Source organism: Pseudonocardia sp. McavD-2-B (assembly GCF_024124365.1).
Classification (GTDB): Bacteria; Actinomycetota; Actinomycetes; order Mycobacteriales; family Pseudonocardiaceae; genus Pseudonocardia; species Pseudonocardia alni.
In genome coordinates this window covers 1-23,104 of record NZ_JAMXSG010000067.1, presented here as the reverse complement: position 1 = coordinate 23,104, position 23,104 = coordinate 1, and the positions used below count along the sequence as shown (strand labels likewise).

Genomic DNA, 23,104 nt, shown 5'->3' with positions numbered 1-23,104 from the left:
ACCCCGGCGAGCAGCCCCCAGAACGCCCCGCCGATCCCGGCGATCGTGACCCCGGCCGCCGAGACCAGGAACGCGGCGGCCGCGGGCACCCGCGCGACGGCCGGATCCGGCGTCCCGTCGCCGACGGCGAGGGCCCCGGCGAGCGCGGCACCGAACGTCCCGAGCAGGGCGAGCCCCGCGACGGACTCCACGACCCCGGGCGGCGCGGCCGCGACCAGGGCGGCCATCGTCGTCGCGAGCGGGGCCAGCAGCAGGCAGGCGACGCCGTTGGCCTGGCAGGCGACCCAGCGTCGCGCCGGGTCCGGGTGGGACTCGGGCGAGGCGGGCAGCGCCGCGGTGATCGCGGCCAGGTTGATCGCGTGCGCACCGGCCGGGGCCCCGAGGACCGTCCCGGCGCCGGTGAGCACCATCGCGTGGCGCCAGGGGACGGGGTAGCCCGCCGCGGCGAGCACCGCGACGCCGGGCACGTTCTGCGAGGCCATCGTGACCACCCAGAGCGGCAGCGCGACCCCCACCAGGGCCGCGACCGAGAAGGCCGGGACGGTGAGGGTGATCTCCGGCGAGCGCAGCCACGACCAGCCGTCGGCGAGGACGACGACGATCACCAGGGCCAGCCCGAACGCGGCCGGGGACGCCCAGCGCGGCGCGAACCGCGACAGGACGACCCACAGGACCACGATCGGCGCCACCAGCAGCGGCCGCTCGACCAGCGCACGGACCGGCGCCAGGCACAGCGGCAGGAGCACACCGGCCAGCATCGCCTGCGCGATCGGCGTCGGGATCGCGCCGACGAGCCGCCCGAGCGGGCGCACGAGCCCGGTCGCGACGATGAGGAGACCGCCGACGACGAACGCGCCGACCACGGCGGGCCACCCACCCGCGACGGCTCCGGTGGAGGCCAGCAACGCCGCGCCGGGGGTGGACCAGGCGACCGTCAGCGGGCGGCGGAACCGGCGGGACAGCCAGATCGTCGCCACCCCCATCAGCGCGGTGAGCACCACCAGCCCGGACGCGGCCTGCGCCGGGTCGGCACCGGCCGCCGTCAGCCCGGCGAGGACGACGGCGAACGAGCTGGTCACCCCGATCACCGCGGAGACGACACCGACCGACACCGGTTGCGCCCAGGAACGATCCACGGCCTCACCCTAACCGCATCGTTCTGTAAACAGAACCCACCCCGGGCGGTAAGCAGGATGTTCTGCAGCCGATACACGGGGCGCCGCCGACCCGACCAAAGATGACCGAACCGTGTCGTCCGGAAAACAGGCGGTGACGTCCGGCCCGGCGATCTTGGAACGGGCACCGGCGGCGCCCCATCCTGCGTGGGCCGCCGCACCCGTCGGGCGCGGCTCTACCGGAAGGCCCGTCTCATGAAGCTGCCCGTCGCTCTGGCCCTGGTGATCGGCGTCGCCGGGGCGGTGATCGCCTACCTCTACCTCGGTCCGCTCTCCGGGCTCGGCCTGTTCGTACCGGCGACGTTCCTGGGTGCCGCGACGTTCTTCGCGGCGGGCGGTGACCGGCCCGCGCTGGTCACCGCCCTCGCCACGAACGTCTGGGGGATCGTCACCGGCACCGTCATGCTGGTCCTGGCCGGGCTCACCACGAACCCCGCCCTGCTGGGGCTGATCATCGGCGGAATGACCGCGGTGTTCATCCTCGGTGCGCTCGTGCCGCAGCTCGGGTTCGTGCCCGGCTCGGTCGTCGGGTTCGCCACCACGGCGGCGTTCGGCCTGCTCAGCGGGGCGTCGGGCACCGACTTCTCGCTGCCCACCGGCCCGTTCACGGTGATGCTGCTGTCGTTCGTGGTCGGCTCGGTCGTGCTGGGCTACGGCTGCAGCCTGGTCGTCGGCCGCCTGACCACCCGCACCGCGGCACCCGCCGCGGCCTGACCGGCGGCGGCGCCCGGTGCGACTGGTGACCACCGGCGAGGCCGCGACCAGACTGGCCCTGAGCCCGCGGGCACTGCACCGCTGGGCCAGGGCCGGCCTGGTGACACCGGCCTTCCGGGAGCCGGACGGCCGTGACCTCTGGGACCTCGACGATCTCCGGGACCAGGTCACGGCGCTCCCGGCACGCTTCTCCGCGGCGACCGCGGTGCGCGACCCCGGGACACCCGGTCCCCCACGTCGCCCGGGCACCCCGTCCGGGTAGCGCGGCCGAGTGGCCCGGCCCGAGTGGCCCGGCCCGAGTGGCCCGGCCCGGGTGGCGCGGCCGAGTCGTTCGGCCCCGGTGGCGCGGGCACGGGGCCCTGCGGCCGACCCGGCCCCGGCTACAGTCGCCCGGTGGACGACGGGGCGCTGCGCACGGCCGTCGGCGCACGGCTGCGGACAGCCCGGACCGCACGCGGTCTGTCCCTCGGAGCGCTCGCGGAGCGGGCGGGGATCGGCAAGGGCTCGCTGTCGGAGATCGAGAACGGCAGCCGCAACCCCACCCTCTCCACCCTCTATGCGCTCGCGGACACCCTGGGCGTACCGCTGTCGCGGCTGCTCGCCGAGCACCCCGGGGCCGAGGTCGCCGGACCCGGCATCACCGCGCGCCTGCTGGAGACGGCCACCGACGACCACGGCACCGTCGAGGTGTACGCCCTGGCCCTCGTCCCGGAGGCGGTGCACGTGTCCCCCGGGCACGGTCCGGGGGTGGTGGAGCACCTGCTCGTCACCCGCGGTGCCGTCCGGGCCGGACGCAGCGGGCGCGAGGCCGACCTCGGCACCGGCGAGACCACCCGCTGGCCCGCCGACGGCGAGCACACCTACACCGCCCTCGCCGGGGCACCGGCCGCGGCTGTGCTCGTCATCCGCACCCCGCCGCGTCCATGATCACCAGCACCTGGGCGCGGTCCGCGCGGCCCCGTACCGCGCTCATGCACTGATCGTCAGGCCGCCGCGTCCCACCAGGCGAGCACCCGGGTGGCGTACAGGGTCAGCCACGGCGACGGCTCCCCCGGCGGCACGTCCACCTCGAACCACATCTCACCCGGGTCGCGGACGCCCTGGACCCAGCGCCCGTCCGGCCGTCGCGACGCGCGCAGCGCCGCGACGGCGTCGGCGAGCCGCGGGTCGGGCGGGACCCCGTCGAGCGCGGCGGCGAGGCGGAAGTACTCCGTGCCGCGCAACACGTCGTGCCGCCAGCGCAACGGGTAGGCGAGCTCGGCCGGGTCCCGTTCGAGCGCCACCGGCTCGCCGGTCGAGAGCCGGTACAGCAGACCGCGGGTGAGCAGGTACTCCTCACCCGACCGGCGGGCGGCCCGCGTCGCAGCGGTCCCGCCGGTGGCCCGCTCGTGGGCGAGCAGCCCGTACAGCGCGTTCAGCGTGGAGTGGAACGACGACCGCTGCGCGCCGTCCACCCAGAAGCAGTTCCAGCCGCCGTCGGCGAGCCGGTGCTCGGCGAACCACGCGGCGAGGGCGTCCATGTCGCGGCCGAGCCACAGTCCGTTGGCAACGGTGAACGCGTTGATGCAGACGTCGACCTCACCGTCCCAGTAGGGCAGGTCGTCGTACTCCCAGCGGCACGACTCGAGCTTCTCCGCCGTGCCCGCCAGCGCCGCCGGGTCCAGGCCCCACTCGCGCAGCGCGTTCAGCGACCAGGTCGTCGCCGTCCACGGCTGTCCCTCGACCTCGGACCCGCCCGCCGGGAAGTACGCACCGCCCGCCCAGGTGCCGTCGGGGTCCTGGCGGGCGAGCAGCCGCGCGCCCATCCCCTCGGCCGCGACGCGGGCGCGGGTGGCCTCCCACACCTCGGGAGGCGCACCCGCCAGGTCGCGCTCGACCTGCCAGCGCAACGCCGGGTCGGTGTCGAGCAGCCGGTCGAGCAGTGCGCGGTCCACGACGGCCCCGTCCATGGGGCGTCAGGGTGTCACTTGAGCAGCGAACGCGCCATCACCATGCGCTGGATCTGGTTGGTGCCCTCGTAGATCTGCGTGATCTTCGCGTCGCGCATCATGCGCTCGGCCGGGAAGTCGCGGGTGTAGCCCGCGCCGCCGAGCAGCTGGACGGCGTCGGTGGTCACCTGCATCGCGGTGTCGGAGGCGAAGCACTTGGCGGCCGACGAGATGAAGCCCAGGTCGGGCTCGTTGCGCTCGGCCCGCGAGGCGGCGACGTAGCAGAGCTGCCGCGCGGCCTCGACCTTCATCGCCATGTCGGCGAGCATGAACTGCAGGCCCTGGAACTCGGCCAGGTGCCTGCCGAACTGCTTGCGCTCCTTCATGTACTGCGTCGCGACGTCGAGCGCGCCCTGCGCGATGCCGACGGCCTGCGCACCGATGGTCGGACGCGTGTGGTCCAGCGTGCGCAGCGCGGTCTTGAAGCCGGTGCCCTCGGCGCCGATGATCCGGTCGGCCGGGATGCGGCAGTCCTCGAAGTGGATCTCGCGGGTCGGCGAGCCGTGGATCCCGAGCTTGCGCTCCTTGGTGCCGACGACGAAGCCCGGGTCGTCGGAGTGGACCACGAACGCCGAGATCCCGTTGGCCTTCTTCTCCGGGTCGGTGACGGCCATGACCGTGTACCAGGTCGACTCGCCCGCGTTGGTGATCCAGCACTTGGTGCCGTTGAGGACCCACTCGTCGCCGTCGCGGCGGGCGCGGGTCTTCATCGACGCGGCGTCGGAGCCCGCCTCCCGCTCGGAGAGCGCGTAGCTGACCATCGCCTCGCCGGCGGCGACCGACGGCAGGACCTGCTTCTTCAGCTCGTCCGAGGCGGACAGCAGGATCGGGGTGAGCCCGAGGCCGTTCACCCCGGGGATCAGCGAGGACGACGCGCAGACCCGCGCGACCTCCTCGATCACGATGCAGCCGGCGAGCTCGTCGGCGCCCTGGCCGCCGTACTCCTCGGGGATGATCACGGCCTGGAAGCCGGCCTTGACCAGCGCGTCGCGCGCCTCGACGGGGTACCGGCCCTGCTCGTCGACGTCGGCGGCGTGCGGGGCGATCTCCTTCTCCGCCAGGTCCCGGACCGCCTCGCGGAGGGCCGTGTGCTCGTCGCTGAGCCGGTAGCTGTCGAACTCGCTGTTCATGCCGACCATGCTAACGGCACTCCGTGCCACATGTCACGGGACCTTGCTACCCTCCGTGCCATGACGACCAGCACGCGGCGCGGGCGTTCCCCCGAGGGGCGGGCCGAGGTGCGGCGGGAGCTGGTGGCGGCGGCCGCGCGGCTGTTCACCGAACGCGGCTACGACGACACCACCGTCGACGACATCGCCGCCGCCGCGGGCGTCGGGCGCCGCACCTTCTTCCGCTACTTCCGCGGCAAGGAGGACGCGCTGTCCCCCGACCACGAGCGCGGGCTGGCCCGGATCGGCGAGGTGTTCGCCGGCGCGCACCCCGACGAGCCGCTGCCGTCACTGGCACTGCGTGCCGCGGAGACGGTGTTCGAGCTCTACACCGAGGACCCGGAGGTCGCCCGGCTGCGCTTCGCGCTCGTCGGCTCGGTGCCCGCGCTGCGCGACCGCGAGGCCGCGTCGGTGCACCACTACCGACGGCTGTTCACCCGCGAGCTCACCGCCCGGCTGGGCGACCGCCCGGACGGCGAGCTGCGGGCCGCGGTGACGGCGGCGGCGCTGGTCGCCGCGCACAACCAGGCGCTGCGCCGCTGGCTGGTCGAGGGCGCGCGCGACGCCGACCTGCCCGGCGCCGTCGACCACTTCCGCCGGGTCGCGCCGATGCTGCCGCTGGAGGATTCGGGCGAGCCGGCCGCCGCACCCGACCTGGAGGACGTGACCCGGCGCCTGGAGCGCGCGGCGCGGACCCTGGAACGGGAGTCGACCCGACGCACGGGCTGAGCCCGGCCCCGGACATGCGTGATCCCCGGGCCGCACCGGGGTGCGTCACCGAACCGGACAGAGTTCGGACCCGGGGATCACGGGTGACCGTCGGGAACTCGCCGGCACCACACCGGCTTCCACGACCGCCTCTCCGACGGGTTCTCCCCGCCGGAGCAGAACGTGGTGCTAGCTGACGGCCACCTCACGTGTCCTGCTGTAGCTCATCTGCTGGACCACCTCCTCTCCCGTGTACCGACACCGTACGCACGGGATCGAGCGGCGCGCCACCGGAAAATCGCGGCCCGGTCCTCAGCCCTCGCGGGCGGCCACGCGCAGCGCCGCGTCCTTGTCCAGGACGCTGCGCTCGAGGTCGGCCTGGTACTCCACCATGGCCTGCCGGAGCCGCTCGTCGCCGGCGCCGAGGATGCGCACCGCGAGCAGTCCGGCGTTGCGGGCGTTCCCGACCGCGACGGTCGCCACCGGCACGCCGGCGGGCATCTGCACGATCGACAGCAGCGAGTCCAGGCCGTCGAGGTACTTCAGCGGCACGGGCACGCCGATCACCGGCAGCGGCGTCGCGGCGGCGACCATCCCGGGCAGGTGCGCGGCACCACCGGCCCCGGCGACGATCGCCTGCAGGCCGCGGTCGGCGGCCGAGGCGGCGTAGTCGAGCATCCGCTGCGGGGTGCGGTGGGCGGAGTAGACGCCCACCTCCCACGGCACGCCGAACTCGTCGAGCGCGGCGCCCGCGGCGCCCATCACCGGCCAGTCGGAGTCGCTGCCCATGATCACGCCCACGCGCGGGGAGCCGGTCTGCGTCATCGAGGTCCTTCCGGGGAGTGCGGAGAGCGGGGATCGCCGGTGTGGGCGGACCAGCCGTCCGCCCAGGTCGCGGTGGCCAGCCAGCCCGCGGCGAGCTCCGCGCGGGTGCGCACGTCGGCCTCGTCGCGGCCGAGGACCGTCACGTGCCCGATCTTGCGGGCCGGGCGGCCGTCCTTGGCGTAAAGGTGCACCTTCGCCTCGGGGAAGCGCGCGAAGCAGTGGTGCAGCCGCTCGTCCATGCCCATCGCGGGCTCCTGCGCCGCACCGAGCACGTTCGCCATCACCGCGACCGGGGCGACCGGGGCGGTGGAGCCGAGCGGGTAGTCCAGCACCGCGCGCAGGTGCTGCTCGAACTGCGAGGTGACCGAGCCCTCGATCGTCCAGTGCCCGGAGTTGTGCGGGCGCATCGCCAGCTCGTTCACGACGACCTCGCCGGGCGCGGTCTCGAACAGCTCGACCGTCATCAGCCCGACGACGCCGAGCTCGGCCGCGATCCGCAGCGCCAGTTCCTGGATCCGGGCGGCGTGGTCCGGGTCGAGCCCGGGGGCGGGCGAGGTGACCCGGGCGCACTGGCCGTCGACCTGCAGGGTCTCGACGACCGGCCATGCGGCGGCCTGACCGAAGGGCGAGCGGGCGACGCTCGCGGCCAGCTCGCGGGTCATCGGGACCGCGGACTCGACGAGCAGCGGGGTGCCGGCGTCGAGCAGGTCGGCGACCAGCCGGTCGGTGTCGTCGCCGCCGGCGCGCAGGAACCAGACACCGCGGCCGTCGTAGCCGCCGCGGGTGGCCTTGAGCACGACCGGCCAGCCGTGCCCGGCCCCGAACGCGGCGACGTCGCCGGGCGCCGCCACCTCGGCGAACGCGGGCACCGGCAGCCCCATCTCCGACAGCCGTCGTCGCATCACCAGCTTGTCCTGCGCGTGCACGAGCGCCGAGGGCGGCGGCCGCAGCGGCAGCCCGGCCTCGGCGAGCGGGACCAGCACCTCCTGCGGGACACCCTCGTGGTCGAACGTGACGGCCGAGCAGCCCGTCGCGAGCTCCCGCAGCGCGGCGGCGTCGTCGGGGTCGCCGATGACGACGTCCGGCGTCGCCCGGGCCGCCGGATCGTCCGGCGACGCGGCCAGCACCCGCAGGGTCTGCCCCAGCGCGACGGCGGCCTGGGCGGTCATCCGGGCCAGCTGGCCACCGCCGACCATGCCGACGACGGGCAAGGCGGCCTTCTGCGCGTCAACCCTCTCCACGAGACCGGGAGCCTAATCTGGCACGATCGATCCCGTGACGGTGGTGGAGGCGACGCTCGCCAGGATCCCCCAGCCGTACCGCGACAAGGCGATCAAACACCGCGAGCTGATCAAGTTCCTGATGGTCGGTGGCAGCACCTGGGTCATCGACACGGTGGTGTTCCTGGTGCTGAAGGCCACGGTGCTGGCCGACAAGCCGGTGACCGCCAAGGTGGTCGCGGTGCTGGTGGCGACGATGGTGTCCTACGTGCTGAACCGCGAGTGGTCCTTCCGGACCCGCGGCGGGCGCGAGCGGCACCACGAGGCCCTCCTGTTCTTCGTGATCAGCGGGGTCGGGGTCGGGGTGTACTCGGCGCCGCTGTGGGTCTCGCGCTACGTCTTCGAGCTGCAGGTGCCGTTCGTCTCGCTGGTCGCCCAGGAGTCCGCGGACTTCGTGGCCGGCCAGATCGTCGGCACCCTGGTCGGGATGGCCTTCCGCTGGTGGGCGTTCCGCCGGTTCGTGTGGCCGGACCAGTTCGTGCGACGCCAGCCCCCGCCGGTCCCCCCGGCCCCCGGGGACTGAGCGACCGGGCCACCGGCTACCGCGGGCCGGTGCGGTCGGGCACCGGGGCCGCCGCGGTGACGTCGTCGGTGCGGGCCGCGGGCAGGTACAGCCGGAACACCGGCGGCCGGGCCCGGGACAGCTCCAGCCTGCCACCGTCGGCCTCGACCAGCGTCCGGGCCAGCGCCAGCCCCAGCCCGGTCGAGGACTGCGCCGAGATGCCCCGGTCGAACACGTGCGGCACCAGGTCCTCCGGCACGCCGGGCCCGGTGTCGGACACCTCCACCAGCAGCGCGTTCTCCCCGGTCCGCGCGGAGATCGTGACCGGTCCGTCGCCGTGCTGCAGCGCGTTGTCGACGAGCACCCCGATCGCCTCGCGCAGCCGTGCCGCGGTCACCCGGGCGAGCAGCCCCTCGGGCACCCGCACCTTGAGCGACCGGCCGGCCGCGGTGAGCGGGCCGCGCCACTCCCGCTCGGCGTCGGCGACGGCCTCGGCCAGGTCGACCGGTTCCGCCCCGACCGCCCGCGCGGCGCGCGCGGACTCCAGCAGGTCGTCGAGGACGGCGGTGAGCCGCTCGGTCTGCTCCAGCGCCGCGTTGGCCTCGCGGCGGGCGTCCGGGTCGGGGTGGCAGGCGAGCTCGTCCAGACGCAGCTGCAGCGCGGTGATCCGGCTGCGCAGCTGGTGGGACACGTCCCCGACCAGCGACCGCTCGCGGTGCAGCAGCTGGGACAGCGCCGTCGCCGAGGAGTCCAGGACCTCCGAGACGCGGTCGAGCTCGGCGATGTCGTAGCGGGCCGGGGACCGGCGGAAGTCGCCCGCACCGAGGCGGGCGGCGCGGGCCGCGAGGTCGCGCAGCGGGTCCGACAGCCGGCGCGCGGTGTACACCGCGACCCCCGTGCCGACGGTGACGGAGAACCCCACCAGCAGCACGACGACGGCCACAACCTGGGTCTGCTGGGACCGCATCACCGAGGTCGGCTGGGACAGCTCCATGATCCCGCCCGGCCCGAACGGCAGCGACTCGGTCACCGGGTCGTCGACCCGGTCCACGCCGTAGACGATCGGGTCGGAGTCCGGCGGCACGACCACCAGCCGGGAGTTCGGCGGGATCGCCGCCTCCACCAGCCGTTGCGACTGCGGCCCGGTGCCGTACTCCTCGACGGTCTCGGTGACCTGCTCGAGGCGCTGGGTCAGCTCGGCACGGGTGAAGTCCTCGACGAGCTGCCAGGTCGCGAGCGCGAGCGGGCCGCCCAGGAACAGCGCGGTCAGCGCCACCGTCAGCAGTGTGGAGATCAGGATCCGGCGGCGCACGGCGACCTCAGTCCGAGTTGTACCGGAAGCCGACGCCGCGGACGGTGGCGATCCGCTTCTCGCCGCCGATCTTGCGGCGCAGCCACGACATGTGCATGTCCAGCGTCTTCGACGACTTCATGTCCGCGTCACCCCAGACCGCGTGCAGGATCTCCTCGCGCGTCACGACCTGGCCGGCGTGGATCATCAGCACGCGCAGCAGCTCGAACTCCTTGTTGGCCAGGGAGATCTCGTCGCCGTCGAGCAGGACGCGGCGGCCGGACAGCTCCATCCGCAGGCCGTCCACCTCGACGACGTCCTGGGTGCGGCGGCGCAGCAGCGCCCGCACCCGGGCCAGCAGCTCGGCCAGCCGGAACGGCTTGGACACGTAGTCGTCGGCGCCGGCGTCGAGCCCCACGACGAAGTCGACCTCGTCGGTGCGGGCGGTGAGCATGAGGACGGGCAGGTCCGGCAGGGTCGCGCGGACCCGCCTGCAGACCTCCAGGCCGTCCATGCCGGGCAGCCCCAGGTCGAGCACGAGCAGGTCGACCTGCGCACGGGTGACCCGGTCGACGGCGCCGACGCCGTCGGCGACGACGTCGACGTCGTACCCCTCGCGCTGCAGGGCCCGCGACAGCGGCTCGGCGATGGCCGCGTCGTCCTCGGCCAGAACCACGGTGGTCATTTCACCGAGCATAGGGCTCCGGGCCCCGGGCACGGTGGCGGTGCGAGCTGGCATGCTCGCCCAACGTGAACCCCGAGCGATGCGTGTCCGCCGAACCCGGTGATCTGGATCTCGCCCTGCGCCTGGCGGATCTCGCCGACGCGATCACGCTGCCCCGTTTCCGGGCCGCCGACCTGCGGGTGGAGCGCAAGCCAGACCGCACCCCGGTGACCGACGCCGACACCGCCGCCGAGGACGCGATCCGCGCCGCGCTGGGCCACGAGCGCCCCGCCGACGCGATCCTCGGGGAGGAGCGCGGCGGGTCCACCGACACCGCGCACGGCCGCGGCTGGGTGATCGACCCGATCGACGGGACCAAGAACTTCTCGCGCGGGGTGCCCGCGTGGGCGACGCTGATCGCGCTCGTCGTCGACGGCGTGCCGACGGTGGGTGTGGTGAGCGCGCCGGCGCTGCACCGCCGCTGGTGGGGCTCGGCGGGGGCCGGGGCCTGGGCACGTGACCTGCCGTCGGGGACGCCGAAGCGGATCGCGGTGTCGGGGGTGGCCGACGTCGCCGACGCCTACGTCTCGACCACCAACACCGAGACCTTCCGCACCGACCCGTCCCCGGCGTCGCGGGAGGGCTGGATCGCGCTGACCGAGGCCTGCTGGGAGTCCCGCGCGTTCGGCGACTTCTGGCAGCACGTGCTCGTCGCCGAGGGGGTCGTCGACGTCGCGGTGGAACCCGCCGCGAACCCGTGGGACCTGGCGGCGCCGGCCGCCGTCGTCGCCGAGGCGGGCGGGCGGCTGACCGACCTCGCCGGGAACCCGACCTGGTCCGGCGGGCACGGCCTGACCAGCAACGGTCTGCTGCACGACGCCGTGCTGGGGGTGCTGCGTGGCTGAGCTGTACTTCGACGACCTGACCCCGGGGACCGTCCTCGACCTCGGTACGACCGCGGTCGACCGCGACGAGATGGTCGCGTTCTCGGCCCGCTTCGACCCGCAGCCGTTCCACCTGCACGAGGCCGACGGCGAGCGGGTGTTCGGCGGCCTGGCCGCGTCCGGCTGGTTCACCGCGAGCCTGTGGATGCGCGCCTACGTCGACGCCGTGCTGTCCCGCGCGGCGTCGCTCGGCTCCCCCGGCGGCGACGAGATCGCCTGGCCGGCACCGGTGTTCGCGGGCGACGAGCTGCACGCGGAGATGGAGGTCCTCGAGGCCCGCGTCTCGCGCAGCCGCCCGTCGATGGGCCTGATCACGCTGCGCGGGACGCTGACCCGCACCGGCGACGGCGCGGTCGTGTACCGGTCCCGGTTCACCGGCATGTTCGAGGTCAGGCCGACAGCGCCGTGACCACCCGCGACGGCGACGGCCGTCCCAGGTGTCCGGCCATCCACACACTCGTGTCGACCAGCTTCCGCAGGTCGGCGCCGTGGTCGATGCCGAGCCCGTCGAGCATCCACACCAGGTCCTCGGTGGCGAGGTTGCCGGTCGCGGACCCGGCGTAGGGGCAGCCGCCCAGGCCGCCCGCGCTGGCGTCGACGGTGGTCACGCCGTACCGCAGCGCGGCCAGGGTGTTGGACAGCGCCTGGCCGTAGGTGTCGTGGAAGTGCACCGCGAGCCGCTCGACGCCGACCCCGCGGGCGACGCACGCGTCGAGCACCGCGCCGACGTGCGCCGGGGTGGCGACGCCGATCGTGTCGCCGAGGGAGAGCTGGTCGCAGCCCATCTCCATCAGCCGCGCCCCGACGGCGGCGGCCTGATCCGGGTCGACGCCGCCCTCCCACGGGTCGCCGAACACCATCGACACGTAGGCCCGCACCCGCAGACCCTCGGACACCGCGCGGGTCACGGTCGGCTCGAACATCGCGAACTGCTCGTCGAGCGTGCGGTTCAGGTTCCGCTTCGCGAACGTCTCGGTGGCCGAGGCGAACACCGCGACGTGGTCGCAGCCGGCGTCGATCGCGCGCTGCAGCCCGCGCTCGTTCGGGGTGAGGACGGGGTAGTCGAGCCCGGCGCGGCGGTCGAGCACGGCGAGCAGGTCGGCGGCGTCGGCGAGCTGGGGCACCCACGTCGGGTGCACGAAGCTGGTCGCCTCCAGCGTGCGCAGGCCCGCGTCGGCGAGCCGGTCGAGGAACTCGGCCTTCACCGCGACCGGGACGACGGTCCTCTCGTTCTGCAGCCCGTCGCGGGGGCCGACCTCGTAGATCTCGACGCGCTCCGGGAGCGCGGGGTCGCGCACCGTCGTGGGAAGACCGTTGCTCACAGGGACGCCCTCTCTCGCTGCGGTGCGGGAGCCTCCATCCTGCCCCGCACGGCCGCGTCGGCGTGACCACGGCGGGCCGTGTGCTCGCTCTCCTTCTCGTTGCTGCGGCGCCGCTCGGCGAGCAGGCCGATCTCCCGGTGCAGCCGGGCCTGCACCCGTTCCACGCCCGCGACGTCGGTGAACCGCAGCCGCTCCCCGGCGACGTCGAGCAGCAGGGTGCCGCAGCCGAACAGCCGTCCCCCGGCGCCGGTCCGGACGCGGACCGAGTCGATGCGGTCGATCGGCACGTCGAGGCCGTCGCGGACGAGCAGGCCCTCCCGGACGAGGAACCGCCGGTCGGTGACGACCAGCAGGGTGGCGCGCCAGCGGGCGATCGGCAGCAGCGTGAACCGCACCGCGACGAGCGCGGCGAGCACCCCGAGCACGAGCCAAGCCCACGGCGCCCACGGCTGCAGCCGGACCACGGCGGCCCCGAACCCGGCGACGGCGCTGACCCCGACGAGGACCGCGGCCGGCCGCAGGGCCAGCCGCCAGTGCGGGTGCCCGACCAGCACGACGCGCTCGCCCTCGTCGAGAACCCGGTCCAGAGCCCGGTCCAGAGCGCTGTCGGGGAACGCCATACCTCCCACGGTAGGGCGCCGGGCGCCGACCGCCCACGCGACGCGCGGGGGCTGCGTCGCAGGTCAGCGCAGTGGGTGACTCAGGACTGGTCGGCCGCGCGCAGATGGACGATGTCCCCGGCCGCCACCGCGACGCGGGCCCCGTCGTCCGGGTGGACCAGCAGCCGGCCCTGCGGGTCGACGTCCTCGGCCGTCCCGACGAGGTGGTCCCCGGCCGGGCGCTCCACCCGCACCCGCGAGCCGAGGCTGGCGCAGGCCGAGCGGTAGTCGCGGCGCAGGCCGCAGACGTCGGCGTCGCCGCGGGCGTCGCGCCACTGCGCCTCGCGCCGGTACAGGTGCCCCAGCAGTACGGTCGCGGTCTCGGCGCGCGTCGCGGTGAACCCGTGCGCGGCCAGCGAGGTCGCACCCCACGGCAGGTCGGTGGCCGGGGTGGAGATGTTGAGCCCGATGCCCAGGACGATCCCCGGCCCGCCGCCGGAGACCGCGGTCATCTCGGCGAGGATCCCCGCGGCCTTGCCCCGCGCCGGCCCGGCCAGCAGGTCGTTGGGCCACTTCAGGGCCACCGGTACGTCCGGGGCGAGCTCGGTGATCGCGTCGGCCAGCGCGACGCCCGCGAGCATCGGCAGCCAGCCCAGCCGGTCGGCGGGCACGCCCTCGGGGCGCCACAGCACCGACATCGTCAGCGCCGCCCCGGGCCGCGAGATCCAGGTCCGGTCGAGGCGGCCGCGGCCGCGCACCTGGTCCTCGGCGATCAGCACCGAGCGGTCCGGCGCACCGCGCCCGGCCTCGGCCAGCAGGTCGGCGTTCGTGGATCCGGTGGAGGCGACGACGTCGAGCGCCGTCCAGCCCCCCGCGGGACGGAGCACGGCCGTCCGCAGGGCGTACGGGTCCAGCGGGGTCCCGTCGCCGTGATTCGTCCCGGTCGTCATCACCGCGCACCGTAACGGCCCCGCGACGCGCCGGGGACCGCGGAGGGTGAACGGATCGGTAACGGTGTCGGCGGGACGGCCACCCGGTCGGCTGCGTCGGACGTCACGCCCGGGCCCAACCTACTTGCGGGTTAAGCTCCGACCTCATGAGCGCCGCAACGGAGCCGATGGCGACCCCGGACAGTGGTGGGGCAGAGCCGGACATCCACACCACGGCGGGCAAGCTCGCCGATCTCTACCAGCGTTTCGAGGACGCGGTCCACGCCGGTTCGGCGTCCGCGGTCGAGAAGCAGCACGCGAAGGGGCGGCAGACCGCCCGTGAGCGGATCGACCAGCTGCTCGACCCGGGCTCGTTCGTCGAGCTGGACGCGCTGACCCGGCACCGCTCGACGAACTTCGGGATGGACGCCAAGCGCCCGTTCGGCGACGGCGTCGTGACCGGCACCGGCACGATCGACGGCCGCCCGGTCGCCGTGTTCTCCCAGGACGCGACCGTCTTCGGCGGCGCGCTCGGCGAGGTCTACGGCGAGAAGATCGTCAAGGTCATGGACGTGGCCGCGAAGATCGGCTGCCCGGTCGTCGGCATCAACGACGGCGGCGGCGCCCGCATCCAGGAGGGCGTGGTCGCCCTCGGCCTCTACGGCGAGATCTTCACCCGCAACGTGCAGAGCTCGGGTGTGATCCCGCAGATCTCGCTGATCATGGGCCCGTGCGCGGGCGGCGCGGTCTACTCCCCCGCGATCACCGACTTCACCGTGATGGTCGACGAGACCAGCCACATGTTCATCACCGGCCCGGACGTCATCAAGACCGTCACCGGCGAGGACGTCGACATGGAGGAGCTCGGCGGCGGCCGGGCCCACAACACCAAGTCCGGTGTGGCGCACTACCTGGCGGGCGACGAGGCCGACGCGCTCGACTACGTCAAGCAGCTGCTGAGCTTCCTGCCGTCGAACAACCTGTCCGAGGCGCCGTCGTTCCCGGCCACCGAGCCCGTCGAGGGGTCGATCGAGGACGGGATCATCGACTCCGACCGCGAGCTCGACACCCTGATCCCGGACTCGGCGAACACGCCCTACGACATCCGCGAGGTCATCAACCGGGTCGTCGACGACGAGGACTTCCTCGAGGTCCAGGAGCTCTGGGCGCCGAACATCGTGATCGGCTACGCCCGCGTCGAGGGCCGCAGCGTCGGCATCGTCGCGAACCAGCCGACCCAGTTCGCCGGCTGCCTGGACATCGACGCCTCGGAGAAGGCCGCCCGCTTCGTGCGGACCTGCGACGCGTTCAACATCCCGGTGCTGACCTTCGTCGACGTCCCGGGCTTCCTGCCCGGCACCGAGCAGGAGTGGAACGGCATCATCCGCCGCGGCGCGAAGCTGATCTACGCCTACGCCGAGGCGACCGTCCCGAAGGTCACCGTCATCACCCGCAAGGCCTACGGCGGCGCCTACGACGTCATGGGCTCCAAGCACCTCGGCGCCGACGTCAACATCGCCTGGCCGACCGCGCAGATCGCGGTCACCGGCGCGCAGGGCGCGGTGTCGATCCTCTACCGCAAGGAGCTCAAGGGCCTGGAGGGCGACGAGCTCGCCGCCAGGCGGGCGGAGCTGCAGCAGGACTACGAGGACACCCTCTGCAACCCCTACATCGCCGCCGACCGGGGCTACATCGACGCGGTCGTGCCGCCGTCGCACACCCGCGGCTACGTCGGCCGGGCGCTGCGGATGCTGTCCACCAAGCGGGAGCAGGGCCCGACCCGCAAGCACGGGAACATCCCGCTCTGATGGCCGCCGAGGAGTCCACCGAACAGACCCCGGAGGAGCGCCGCGCGCTGTTCCGCGTCGTGCGGGGCACCCCGGACGACCACGAGCTCGCCGCGCTGACCGCCGTCGTCGCCGCGGCGGCGAGCGCCGGTGGGCCGCCCGCCCCGCCGCGGACGCCGGACCTGTGGTCGCACCCCGCGGCCCAGCTCCGCGCCCCGTTGCACGCGGGCCCGGGCGCCTGGCGCGCCTCCGGCCTCCCCCGCTGACCTCGGAGGTACCACCGACCGACGCCCGGTCCCCGGCACACCACGTCGCCGGGGCCGGGCGTCGTCGCGTCCGGCCCCCGGGGGCGGCGGTCCACCCGGGGGTGGAGGGTGCGGGTCCACCCGGGATCGACCCCGGCGCCGACGCGACGACCGGGCCCGCGAGGAGATCGTTCTCCCCATGGACGCCACCTCACTCGTCATCACGGTCGCGATCGTCGGCCTGGTCCTCTACACGCAGTTCCGCGGGCAGTTCGTCGGCGGGCGACGCGACGTGACGCTCCCGTTCGTCGTGATCGGCATCGGGGTGCTCACCCTCGCCCAGGCCCGCCCGGAGGTCACCGCGGCCGGGGTGGCACTGCTCGCCGCCGAGCTGGTGCTGGCGGCCGCGCTCGGGGTAGTGCGCGGCTACGCCTTCCGCCTCGGCACCCGCGACGGGTGGGCGTACCGCAGCGGCTCGGCCGCGCTGCTGGTCGCCTGGGTGCTGACCATCGGTGTGCGGGTCGGCGCCGGGGTGCTCGGCGGGGCCGTCGGTGCCGGACTGCTGCTGTCGACGTCGTCGGCGCTGGTCTTCGGCGGCAGCCTGCTGGTCCAGAGCCTGGTCCTGCGACGCCGGGTGGCCGCGGCCGGGCTGCCGGTCCGGCCGGACGAGGCGCGCCGTGCCCGCGCGGCGGCCTGAGCGTCCCGCCCGGCCCGGCCGCTGTGTCAGAGTGAAACGGTGAGCACGCCCGCCGCCCGCACGGCCCGCCGCGTCGAGCACGACCGGTCGCCGCTGCTCGGGGTGCCCCGGCGGCTGGTGTCGCTGCTGTGGCTGCCGATCGTGCTGTTCCTGCTGTTCTGGTCGCCGGCCCAGCAGGTCTCCCCGACCTGGCTCTACGCCGGGCTCGTCCCGGCCGTCGCCGGGTGGGTGGTCTTCGCCCTCCGCCGGAGCATGCCGCCGGTCGCGACGGTCCTGACCAGCGTCGCGCTCGCCGGGGGCGGGATCGCCCTGCTGGCCGGGTCCGACGGCTGGACCACCTCGGCGGCCTTCCCGATGATGGCGGTGTTCGTGGCCGCACTGCGGCTGCCGTACCGGACCGCGCTGTTCGTCGACGTGCCGGTCATCGCGGCCACCACGATCGTCGTCGGGCCCTACACCTCGGTGTGGGACGCGCTGCTGGTGGTCGCCGCGCTGACCGCGATGGTGCTGTTCGGGATCGGCCGCCGCGACTCCGCCCGCCGGCTCGAGGAGCACGAGCAGACACTCGTCGCCGACGCCAGGGCCCGCGAGGAGCACGCCCGCGCCGAGGCCATCGCCGACCGCGCCCGGGTCGCCCGCGACGTGCACGACGTGCTGGCCCACTCGCTGTCCGCGCTGGCCGTCCAGCTCCAGGGTGCCCGGCTGATGGCACTGCGCGACGGGGCCGCGCCGGACACGATCTCCCAGATCGAGCGGGCCCAGCGGCTCGCCTCCGACGGGATCACCGAGGCCCGCCGCGCCGTGCGGGCGCTGCGCGAGGGACCGGCGCCGGTCGACGTCGCCGAGGAGCTGCGCGAGCTCGGCCGGGCGCACCCGGACGCGACCGTCGAGGTCGCCGACGGGCTGCGCCTCGGCGCGCGGGAGGGCGAGACCGTGCTGCGCACCGCGCAAGAGGCACTGTCCAACGCCCGCAAGCACGCCCCCGGCGCCCCCGTGACGGTGCACCTGCGCCGCGACGGCGACGGCGCCGAGCTGGAGGTCGTCGACATCGCCGGGACACCTCCGCCGCCCGGCGACGGCGAGGGCTCCGGCCTGGTCGGAATGGCCGAGCGGGCGGCACTCGTCGGCGCCGAGCTGCAGACCGGTCCAACCCCCGACGGCTGGCGGGTCCGGCTCCGGCTGCCCGCCCGCTCCCCGGACCGCGAGAGGATCACGACGTGAGCGCCCTGCGGGTGGTCCTGGCCGACGACCAGCGGATCGTGCGCGACGGCCTCGCCACCGTCCTGGGCCTGCTCGACGGCATCGAGGTCGTCGGCACCGCGTCCGGCGGCGACGAGGCGGTCGCCCGGGTCGCCGAGCTGGCCCCGCACGTGCTGCTCACCGACCTGCGGATGCCCGCGGGCGACGGCGTCTCGGCGACCCGCCGGGTCCGCGACGGACATCCCGGCACCGCCGTCGTCGTGCTCACCACCTACGTCGACGACGACGCCGTGGTCGACGCGATCGCCGCGGGCGCCTCGGGCTGGCTGTCCAAGGACGCCGACGCCGAGGCCATCGGCCGGGCCCTGCGCTCGGCCGCCGACGGTGTGTCCACCGTGGACGCCGGCGTGCTGTCCCGGCTGGTCGCCGCTCGCGCGTCGACCGTCCCGGCGGCACCGGTCGACCCGCCGGACGGGCTGACCCCGCGCGAGGTCGAGGTGCTCGGGCTGATCGCCGAGGGCCTGTCCAACACCGAGATCGCGCGACGGCTCGTGGTCGGCGAGGCGACGGTGAAGACCCACGTCAACCACCTGTTCGCCAAGACCGGGCTGCACGACCGCGCCCAGGCCGTCGGCTACGCCTACCGCCACGGCCTGGCCGGCCGCTGACGCCGTCCCCACGGCCCCACGGCGTCCGGCGAGCGCCGTGGCGACCCGTAGCGTCGCCCGGCACCCGCCGCGCGGGTCGCCGCACACCGTCACCGGTCGCCACGCACACCCGGCTGCCGGTGCCGCGGGCGCCGTCCACACCGCCTGGCGTACTCCTACACCTGGTGCGACGGGTGTGGGGACCGGCCAGGGGGTGGGGACACGGCGGGGCGGGTCGGCGGTGGCGAGGTGTCGATCCGGCCGGGACCCCGCGGCTCAGTCGGCGGCGGGGGGTCTCGGGCTGGGAGCGGGCGTGGGGGTGTGCCCGTGGCCATGACCGTGGCCGTGGCCGTGGCCGTGGCCGTGGCCGTGGCCGTGGCCCTGCTTGGCCGCCACGCCCGCGCCGGGCATGGGGGCGGTGCCGCCCAGCTGGATGTCACCGGCCCGCAGCGGGGCGTCGTGGTACTTGCCCTCGTGCGCCAGGATCGGCCGCTGGTCCCCGGCGATCTCCGGGTACTTCTCCTCCAGCCTGCGTCGCTGGTCCCAGGTCCGGCGCATCGAGTCGATGTACTCGGAGTTCCCGTTGTAGACCCCGCGCCAGGTCTGGGGCATCTCGTCCTTGGACAGGCCGGGGCTGGCCTGGCCGCCGAGCGCGAACCCGGCGGGGACCTTGGTCGTCGCGCCGTCCCCGCAGAGCGGGCAGGGCGGGGTGGCCGCGTCCGACATGGACGCGAGGTGCTCGAAGCGGGCTCCGCACCCGCAGCGGAAGACGTAGATCGGCATCGTGCCGCCTTCGATCGGGGCGGCCGGCGGCCCCGGAGGACCACCGGCCGCGACGGTCACCAGTTCTCGACGGACTTCGTGAGGATGTCGGCGATGTCGTCCTCGGTCGGGGTCCGCGGGCAGGTCGCGAGCAGCCGCTGCTGCTTCATCGTCCCGGGGACCAGGTCCGGCACGTCGGCCTCGGTGTAGCCGACGCCGCCGATGCCGTTCGGGATGCCGATGTCGCGCATCAGCCGGGTGAGGACCCCTGGCAGCTGCTCACGCGGGTCGTTCACCTTGTCCGCCCGCGGATCCATCAGCTCCGCGGCCCGCAGGTGCCGCTCCGGCGCGGAGTCGAAGGAGAACCGGAACGCCTCGGGCGCGGTCAGCGACACCGACTCCCCGTGCGGCACCATCGCCTCGTCCTGCGGGTAGCCCTGCGGCCGGTAGTCCTTGACCATGCCCGCGATCGGGTAGGCGTTGGCGTGCGGGATGTGCACACCGGAGTTGCCGAACCCCATGCCCGCGAAGGTCGCGGCCATCATCATGTCCGAGCGGGCCTCGACGTCCTCGGCGCCGCGCTCGACGGCGGCCCGGAACGACTTCGCGAGCAGCGACATCGCCTTCTCGCACCACAGGTCCGAGACCGGGTTCGAGCCGCAGTAGGTGACCCGCTCCTCGGGCGTCTTGCGGTCGAAGGTGGTGTAGTACCGCGCCGTGTAGCTCTCCACCGCGTGGCAGGTGATGTCCATCCCGGCCGCCGCGGTGACCTGCGGCGGCAGCGTCATCGTCAGCAGCGGGTCGATGACGGCCAGGGTCGGGCGCAGCCGCCAGTGGCTGATCCCGGTCTTGACCTTCATCGACAGGATGTCCAGCACGCACATCGCGGTGGACTCCGAGCCGGTGCCCGCCGTCGTCGGGACGGCGATCAGCGGCTTGAGCTGCCCGGGCGGCACCTTCGCGCCGCCGATCGGCTTGTTGATGTAATCCATCAGCTCGCCGGGGTGGCTGGTGAGCAGGTTGATCGCCTTGGCGGTGTCGATCGCCGACCCGCCCCCGACGGCGACGAAGCCGTCCCACGGACCCTGCGCGCGGGCGTACTCGGTCGCCTTGTTCATCGAGTCGTCGGTCGGCTCGACGTGCACGCCGTCGAAGATCTCGGACTCGATGCCGTAGCGGGACAGGTTGTCGGCGAGGCGCTGCGGCGCGCCGAGCGCGTTCACCCCCGGGTCGGTCACGATCAGGACCCGGGACACGTCGTAGGCCGACAGCTCGAAGCCGACCTCGTCGATCGCGCCCGCGCCGAACTTCAGCGGCGGCGCACCCCAGGTGAAGATCGTCTCCTCGGTGTACTCGGGAACCTCGAACGTCATCAGGTGTACGACCCCTCCGGTGCCTTGCGCAGCTGGTGGATCTGCTCGGCGTCGTGGCCGAACACCATCTGCGCGTTCGTCTGCTCCTGGATGCCGCGCAGCTTCTCCACCGAGGAGAACCAGTCCTCCAGGTTGTTGACGATCGCGGCCGGCGCGGCGGGCGGGCCGTAGCTCGCTCCCATGTAGACCGCGTCCGAGGTGAAGATCATCGTCCCGGTGTCGGGGAGGTCGACGCGCATCGACATGCAGCCGGGGGTGTGCCCCGGGGTCTGGATCATGCTGACGCCGGGGAGCAGCTCGACGTCGCCGGAGACGATCTCCCAGTCGATGCCCTCGTAGTCGGCCTTGAGGTGGGCGCCGTTGAATGGACCCTCGAAGCCGAGCGCGAACTCCTTCTCCTTGTCCGAGCAGATCATCTTCGCGTTGGTGTTCTTGAACATCTGGGCGTTGCCCGCGTGGTCGAAGTGCAGGTGCGAGAGGACGACGTAGTCGATCTCGTCGAGCCCGACGCCCATCTTGTGCAGCTGCTTGTCCAGGTACTCGTCGTCGGCGACCTGGTCGTAGGGGAAGAACTCCTGCAGACCGGTCGGCGCCCAGCGCGTCTCCCAGTCCGACGGACAGCTGGTGTCCCACAGCAGCTTGCCCTCGTCGGTCTCGACGAGGACGCAGTGCGTGGGCACCTCCACCCAGTCGATCGGGGCGTCCTTCTCGGACCGTGGCTTGATGCTGACACCGGGCTTGAGGAGCAGGAACGGGAGATTGGCGTGCATCGCCCCGCAGGGGATGACGCTGAGCTTGTTCGCCGTGGCCATGAGGGATCCCTTCGTCGCTGGAGGGTTCTGGCAGTTCGTCGCCGGGCCAGTCTCGGGAAGCCCGGGGCAGGCGTCCATGGTCGTATGCGCCTGTCTTGATCGCAGGACATGGCGCGGACAGACATAGGGTCGGGCGCATGAAGCCGGCTCCGCCGTTCCCCGAGCCCAGCCAGGACGCGATCCTCCAGGCCGTCGGGCAGACAGCGCTGGACCTCGCGGACGTCGGCGACCGCGACGTCATGCTCGGCGCCGTACTGCGCCGCACCCGGGCGCTGCTCGGCGCGGACATGGCCTACTTCAGCCTCAACGACCTGCACTCCGGTACGACCTACATCGAGCTGACCGACGGCGTCCGCACGCCGGAGTACCGCGCGATCCGGATGCCGTTCGGCACCGGTGTGCTGGGGCGGGCGGCGGCCGGCGCGGGCACGGTCGCCACCGCGGACTACCTGGCCGACCGGGCGCTCAACCACCTGTCGGGTATCGACACGATCGTGCGTGGCGAGGGTGTGCGGGCCATCGCCGGCGCCCCGATGCGCCTGGGCGGACGGGTCGTGGGAGCGCTGCTCGTGGCCCACCGCGGACCCCGCACCCTCGGCCCGGCCGCCCGGACCGCGCTGGAGCACATGGCCGTGCAGGCCGCCGTCGCGCTGGAGCAGACCCGGCGCGGCGAGGAGATCCGGCGCCTGCGCACCACCCGCGACGACGGTTCCGACCCCGGCGCCCGGCTGCGCCTGGAACACCTCCTGCACCTCGACGAACGCCTCATGGGGGCGATGGCCGGCTCCACCGCCGAGGCGGCCGGGGTGTTCGCCGTGCTCGCCGAGTCCGTCGGGCACCCGCTCTCGCTGCACGACCCGTCCGGGGCGTTGCGCACGGGACGACGGCTGCTCACCCCCGAGGAGCTGGCCGGGTGGCGGTTGCGGTCGGCGGTCCGCACCTCCCAGCAGGCCGGTGGGGTCGCGATCGCGCACCTGCCCGGCGGCGGGACCTACGCGCTGCTCGCGATCACCACAGCGGGAGAGCACCTGGCGACCCTGGTCATGGAGGGCGCCGACGACGACGCCGTCGCCCGGCTGGCGCACGCCTCGGCGTTCATGACGGTCGCACTGCTCGTCGAGCGGGCACTGGCCCAGGCCGACGAGACCGCCCAGACCACCCTGGTCGAGGAGCTCGTCGACAGCCGGGTCCCGCCGCGGCCGACGCTGGGGACCCGGCTCGCGCAGTACGGCCTCTCCCCCGACGCCCCGGCCACGGTGCTGGTCGTCGACGTCGACCCGGCCGGTGCGGTGACCGCGGCGCGGGCGGTCCGGGGGCTCGACGGGGCGGGCCGCTGGCTGGTGTCGGTGCACGACGGTCACGTGTGCGTGATCGCCGCCGGGACGACCGGCCCCGGCCCCGCGGGGACCGGCGCGGCACCGCTCGTCGCCGAGGGGCTCGCCGCGGCCGGGACGCCGTCGCTCGTCGGCGC

Annotated in this window: 26 protein-coding genes; 13 read left to right on the top strand and 13 right to left on the bottom strand. The window is 74.3% G+C overall.

The genetic code is table 11. The annotated features are described in order from the left end of the window. Window positions 1–1,136 (bottom strand): benzoate/H(+) symporter BenE family transporter (locus tag NH602_RS11775; RefSeq protein WP_253067849.1); only part of this gene is annotated, 1,136 nt, incomplete at its 3' end. 234 nt (window positions 1,137–1,370) lie between these two features. Here NH602_RS11775 and NH602_RS11770 point away from each other — a divergent pair. The 3 genes from NH602_RS11770 to NH602_RS11760 all read left to right on the top strand — a co-directional run bounded on the left by NH602_RS11770 (window position 1,371) and on the right by NH602_RS11760 (window position 2,816). Continuing rightward, on the top strand, window positions 1,371–1,889 hold the full coding sequence (locus NH602_RS11770) for a DUF1097 domain-containing protein (RefSeq protein WP_253067848.1): 519 nt from the start codon (window positions 1,371–1,373) through the stop codon (window positions 1,887–1,889). Between the two features lie 25 nt (window positions 1,890–1,914). Then, window positions 1,915–2,151 carry a MerR family DNA-binding transcriptional regulator gene (locus NH602_RS11765; RefSeq protein WP_073576356.1) on the top strand — a complete coding sequence of 79 codons (237 nt, stop codon included), beginning with the start codon at window positions 1,915–1,917 and terminating at the stop codon, window positions 2,149–2,151. Between the two features lie 131 nt (window positions 2,152–2,282). Continuing rightward, window positions 2,283–2,816: a helix-turn-helix domain-containing protein gene (locus tag NH602_RS11760; RefSeq protein WP_253067847.1), complete on the top strand. Its 534-nt coding sequence runs from the start codon at window positions 2,283–2,285 to the stop codon at window positions 2,814–2,816. Window positions 2,817–2,872: 56 nt separating this feature from the next. Here NH602_RS11760 and NH602_RS11755 read toward each other — a convergent pair whose 3' ends face one another. Both NH602_RS11755 and NH602_RS11750 read right to left on the bottom strand, forming a co-directional pair. Continuing rightward, window positions 2,873–3,838: a squalene cyclase gene (locus NH602_RS11755; RefSeq protein ID WP_253067846.1), complete on the bottom strand. Its 966-nt coding sequence runs from the start codon at window positions 3,836–3,838 to the stop codon at window positions 2,873–2,875. A 14-nt stretch (window positions 3,839–3,852) separates the two neighbouring features. Continuing rightward, window positions 3,853–5,007 (bottom strand): acyl-CoA dehydrogenase, encoded by a 1,155-nt coding sequence (locus NH602_RS11750; protein ID WP_100880665.1) that lies wholly within the window; start codon window positions 5,005–5,007, stop codon window positions 3,853–3,855. 60 nt (window positions 5,008–5,067) lie between these two features. Here NH602_RS11750 and NH602_RS11745 point away from each other — a divergent pair, with 60 nt between their 5' ends. Further along, window positions 5,068–5,775 (top strand): TetR family transcriptional regulator, encoded by a 708-nt coding sequence (locus NH602_RS11745; protein ID WP_179761870.1) that lies wholly within the window; start codon window positions 5,068–5,070, stop codon window positions 5,773–5,775. A 291-nt stretch (window positions 5,776–6,066) separates the two neighbouring features. Here NH602_RS11745 and purE read toward each other — a convergent pair whose 3' ends face one another. Both purE and NH602_RS11735 read right to left on the bottom strand, forming a co-directional pair. After that, window positions 6,067–6,579 carry a 5-(carboxyamino)imidazole ribonucleotide mutase gene (gene purE, locus NH602_RS11740; RefSeq protein ID WP_178376051.1) on the bottom strand — a complete coding sequence of 171 codons (513 nt, stop codon included), beginning with the start codon at window positions 6,577–6,579 and terminating at the stop codon, window positions 6,067–6,069. Next, on the bottom strand, window positions 6,576–7,820 hold the full coding sequence (locus NH602_RS11735; protein ID WP_308215835.1) for a 5-(carboxyamino)imidazole ribonucleotide synthase: 1,245 nt from the start codon (window positions 7,818–7,820) through the stop codon (window positions 6,576–6,578). Before NH602_RS11735 ends, purE begins: the two co-directional genes overlap by 4 nt. Before the next feature lie 34 nt (window positions 7,821–7,854). Here NH602_RS11735 and NH602_RS11730 point away from each other — a divergent pair, with 34 nt between their 5' ends. Beyond that, on the top strand, window positions 7,855–8,382 hold the full coding sequence (locus NH602_RS11730; protein ID WP_179761869.1) for a GtrA family protein: 528 nt from the start codon (window positions 7,855–7,857) through the stop codon (window positions 8,380–8,382). A gap of 16 nt (window positions 8,383–8,398) precedes the next feature. Here the strand turns inward: NH602_RS11730 and NH602_RS11725 are convergent, their stop codons facing one another. Continuing rightward, on the bottom strand, window positions 8,399–9,673 hold the full coding sequence (locus NH602_RS11725) for a HAMP domain-containing sensor histidine kinase (RefSeq protein ID WP_253067845.1): 1,275 nt from the start codon (window positions 9,671–9,673) through the stop codon (window positions 8,399–8,401). Between the two features lie 7 nt (window positions 9,674–9,680). Next, on the bottom strand, window positions 9,681–10,337 hold the full coding sequence (locus NH602_RS11720; protein ID WP_062397592.1) for a response regulator transcription factor: 657 nt from the start codon (window positions 10,335–10,337) through the stop codon (window positions 9,681–9,683). A gap of 65 nt (window positions 10,338–10,402) precedes the next feature. On the opposite strand from NH602_RS11720, the gene NH602_RS11715 reads away from it, so the two are divergent. Further along, window positions 10,403–11,221 carry an inositol monophosphatase family protein gene (locus NH602_RS11715; protein WP_253067844.1) on the top strand — a complete coding sequence of 273 codons (819 nt, stop codon included), beginning with the start codon at window positions 10,403–10,405 and terminating at the stop codon, window positions 11,219–11,221. Then, window positions 11,214–11,669 carry a MaoC/PaaZ C-terminal domain-containing protein gene (locus NH602_RS11710; RefSeq protein ID WP_253067843.1) on the top strand — a complete coding sequence of 152 codons (456 nt, stop codon included), beginning with the start codon at window positions 11,214–11,216 and terminating at the stop codon, window positions 11,667–11,669. Before NH602_RS11715 ends, NH602_RS11710 begins: the two co-directional genes overlap by 8 nt. Here the strand turns inward: NH602_RS11710 and NH602_RS11705 are convergent. From NH602_RS11705 to NH602_RS11695, 3 genes are all read right to left on the bottom strand, one after another. Further along, window positions 11,650–12,582 (bottom strand): hydroxymethylglutaryl-CoA lyase, encoded by a 933-nt coding sequence (locus NH602_RS11705; RefSeq protein ID WP_224401491.1) that lies wholly within the window; start codon window positions 12,580–12,582, stop codon window positions 11,650–11,652. The genes NH602_RS11710 and NH602_RS11705 overlap by 20 nt on opposite strands. Continuing rightward, the gene (locus tag NH602_RS11700; protein WP_253067842.1) at window positions 12,579–13,202 is read right to left on the bottom strand and encodes a PH domain-containing protein; all 624 of its coding nucleotides are present in this window, start codon (window positions 13,200–13,202) and stop codon (window positions 12,579–12,581) included. The genes NH602_RS11705 and NH602_RS11700 overlap by 4 nt, the downstream gene beginning before the upstream one ends. 80 nt (window positions 13,203–13,282) lie before the next feature. Beyond that, window positions 13,283–14,131 carry a biotin--[acetyl-CoA-carboxylase] ligase gene (locus NH602_RS11695; RefSeq protein WP_253067841.1) on the bottom strand — a complete coding sequence of 283 codons (849 nt, stop codon included), beginning with the start codon at window positions 14,129–14,131 and terminating at the stop codon, window positions 13,283–13,285. A gap of 146 nt (window positions 14,132–14,277) precedes the next feature. On the opposite strand from NH602_RS11695, the gene NH602_RS11690 reads away from it, so the two are divergent. From NH602_RS11690 to NH602_RS11670, 5 genes are all read left to right on the top strand, one after another. Next, the gene (locus NH602_RS11690; RefSeq protein ID WP_073576369.1) at window positions 14,278–15,918 is read left to right on the top strand and encodes an acyl-CoA carboxylase subunit beta; all 1,641 of its coding nucleotides are present in this window, start codon (window positions 14,278–14,280) and stop codon (window positions 15,916–15,918) included. Next, a complete protein-coding gene (locus NH602_RS11685) occupies window positions 15,918–16,163 on the top strand; it encodes an acyl-CoA carboxylase epsilon subunit (RefSeq protein ID WP_208821741.1) in 246 nt (81 codons plus the stop codon). The genes NH602_RS11690 and NH602_RS11685 overlap by 1 nt, the downstream gene beginning before the upstream one ends. A 178-nt stretch (window positions 16,164–16,341) precedes the next feature. Further along, the gene (locus NH602_RS11680) at window positions 16,342–16,839 is read left to right on the top strand and encodes a hypothetical protein (RefSeq protein WP_253067840.1); all 498 of its coding nucleotides are present in this window, start codon (window positions 16,342–16,344) and stop codon (window positions 16,837–16,839) included. Between the two features lie 39 nt (window positions 16,840–16,878). Further along, window positions 16,879–18,060, top strand: a complete 1,182-nt coding sequence (locus tag NH602_RS31900; protein WP_253067839.1) for a sensor histidine kinase — start codon at window positions 16,879–16,881, stop codon at window positions 18,058–18,060. Further along, window positions 18,057–18,707, top strand: a complete 651-nt coding sequence (locus tag NH602_RS11670; protein WP_253067838.1) for a response regulator transcription factor — start codon at window positions 18,057–18,059, stop codon at window positions 18,705–18,707. Before NH602_RS31900 ends, NH602_RS11670 begins: the two co-directional genes overlap by 4 nt. A gap of 255 nt (window positions 18,708–18,962) precedes the next feature. Here the strand turns inward: NH602_RS11670 and NH602_RS11665 are convergent, their stop codons facing one another. From NH602_RS11665 to NH602_RS11655, 3 genes are read right to left on the bottom strand one after another with little or no spacing between them, the layout of a single operon-like run. Then, window positions 18,963–19,469: a zinc ribbon domain-containing protein gene (locus tag NH602_RS11665; RefSeq protein ID WP_253067837.1), complete on the bottom strand. Its 507-nt coding sequence runs from the start codon at window positions 19,467–19,469 to the stop codon at window positions 18,963–18,965. A 56-nt stretch (window positions 19,470–19,525) separates the two neighbouring features. Next, on the bottom strand, window positions 19,526–20,821 hold the full coding sequence (locus tag NH602_RS11660; RefSeq protein WP_253067836.1) for a hydroxyacid-oxoacid transhydrogenase: 1,296 nt from the start codon (window positions 20,819–20,821) through the stop codon (window positions 19,526–19,528). Then, entirely contained in the window at window positions 20,821–21,633 is an 813-nt protein-coding gene (locus tag NH602_RS11655; protein WP_073576374.1) for an N-acyl homoserine lactonase family protein, read from the bottom strand. Before NH602_RS11655 ends, NH602_RS11660 begins: the two co-directional genes overlap by 1 nt. A 137-nt stretch (window positions 21,634–21,770) precedes the next feature. Here NH602_RS11655 and NH602_RS11650 point away from each other — a divergent pair. Then, a partial coding sequence (locus NH602_RS11650; protein ID WP_253067835.1) for a GAF domain-containing protein occupies window positions 21,771–23,104 on the top strand: 1,334 nt, incomplete at its 3' end.

Excerpts from the sequence above, each read along its gene's own strand:
- NH602_RS11755 (WP_253067846.1), bottom strand. The coding sequence starts at position 3,838 with ATGGACGGGGCCGTCGTGGACCGCGCACTGCTCGACCGGCTGCTCGAC.
- NH602_RS11720 (WP_062397592.1), bottom strand. The coding sequence starts at position 10,337 with ATGACCACCGTGGTTCTGGCCGAGGACGACGCGGCCATCGCCGAGCCG.
- NH602_RS11655 (WP_073576374.1), bottom strand. The coding sequence starts at position 21,633 with ATGGCCACGGCGAACAAGCTCAGCGTCATCCCCTGCGGGGCGATGCAC.
- NH602_RS11750 (WP_100880665.1), bottom strand. The coding sequence starts at position 5,007 with ATGAACAGCGAGTTCGACAGCTACCGGCTCAGCGACGAGCACACGGCC.
- NH602_RS11665 (WP_253067837.1), bottom strand. The coding sequence starts at position 19,469 with ATGCCGATCTACGTCTTCCGCTGCGGGTGCGGAGCCCGCTTCGAGCAC.
- NH602_RS11695 (WP_253067841.1), bottom strand. The coding sequence starts at position 14,131 with ATGACGACCGGGACGAATCACGGCGACGGGACCCCGCTGGACCCGTAC.
- purE (WP_178376051.1), bottom strand. The coding sequence starts at position 6,579 with ATGACGCAGACCGGCTCCCCGCGCGTGGGCGTGATCATGGGCAGCGAC.
- NH602_RS11700 (WP_253067842.1), bottom strand. The coding sequence starts at position 13,202 with ATGGCGTTCCCCGACAGCGCTCTGGACCGGGCTCTGGACCGGGTTCTC.
- NH602_RS11680 (WP_253067840.1), top strand. The coding sequence starts at position 16,342 with ATGGACGCCACCTCACTCGTCATCACGGTCGCGATCGTCGGCCTGGTC.
- NH602_RS11770 (WP_253067848.1), top strand. The coding sequence starts at position 1,371 with ATGAAGCTGCCCGTCGCTCTGGCCCTGGTGATCGGCGTCGCCGGGGCG.
- NH602_RS11745 (WP_179761870.1), top strand. The coding sequence starts at position 5,068 with ATGACGACCAGCACGCGGCGCGGGCGTTCCCCCGAGGGGCGGGCCGAG.
- NH602_RS11685 (WP_208821741.1), top strand. The coding sequence starts at position 15,918 with ATGGCCGCCGAGGAGTCCACCGAACAGACCCCGGAGGAGCGCCGCGCG.
- NH602_RS11690 (WP_073576369.1), top strand. The coding sequence starts at position 14,278 with ATGAGCGCCGCAACGGAGCCGATGGCGACCCCGGACAGTGGTGGGGCA.
- NH602_RS11660 (WP_253067836.1), bottom strand. The coding sequence starts at position 20,821 with ATGACGTTCGAGGTTCCCGAGTACACCGAGGAGACGATCTTCACCTGG.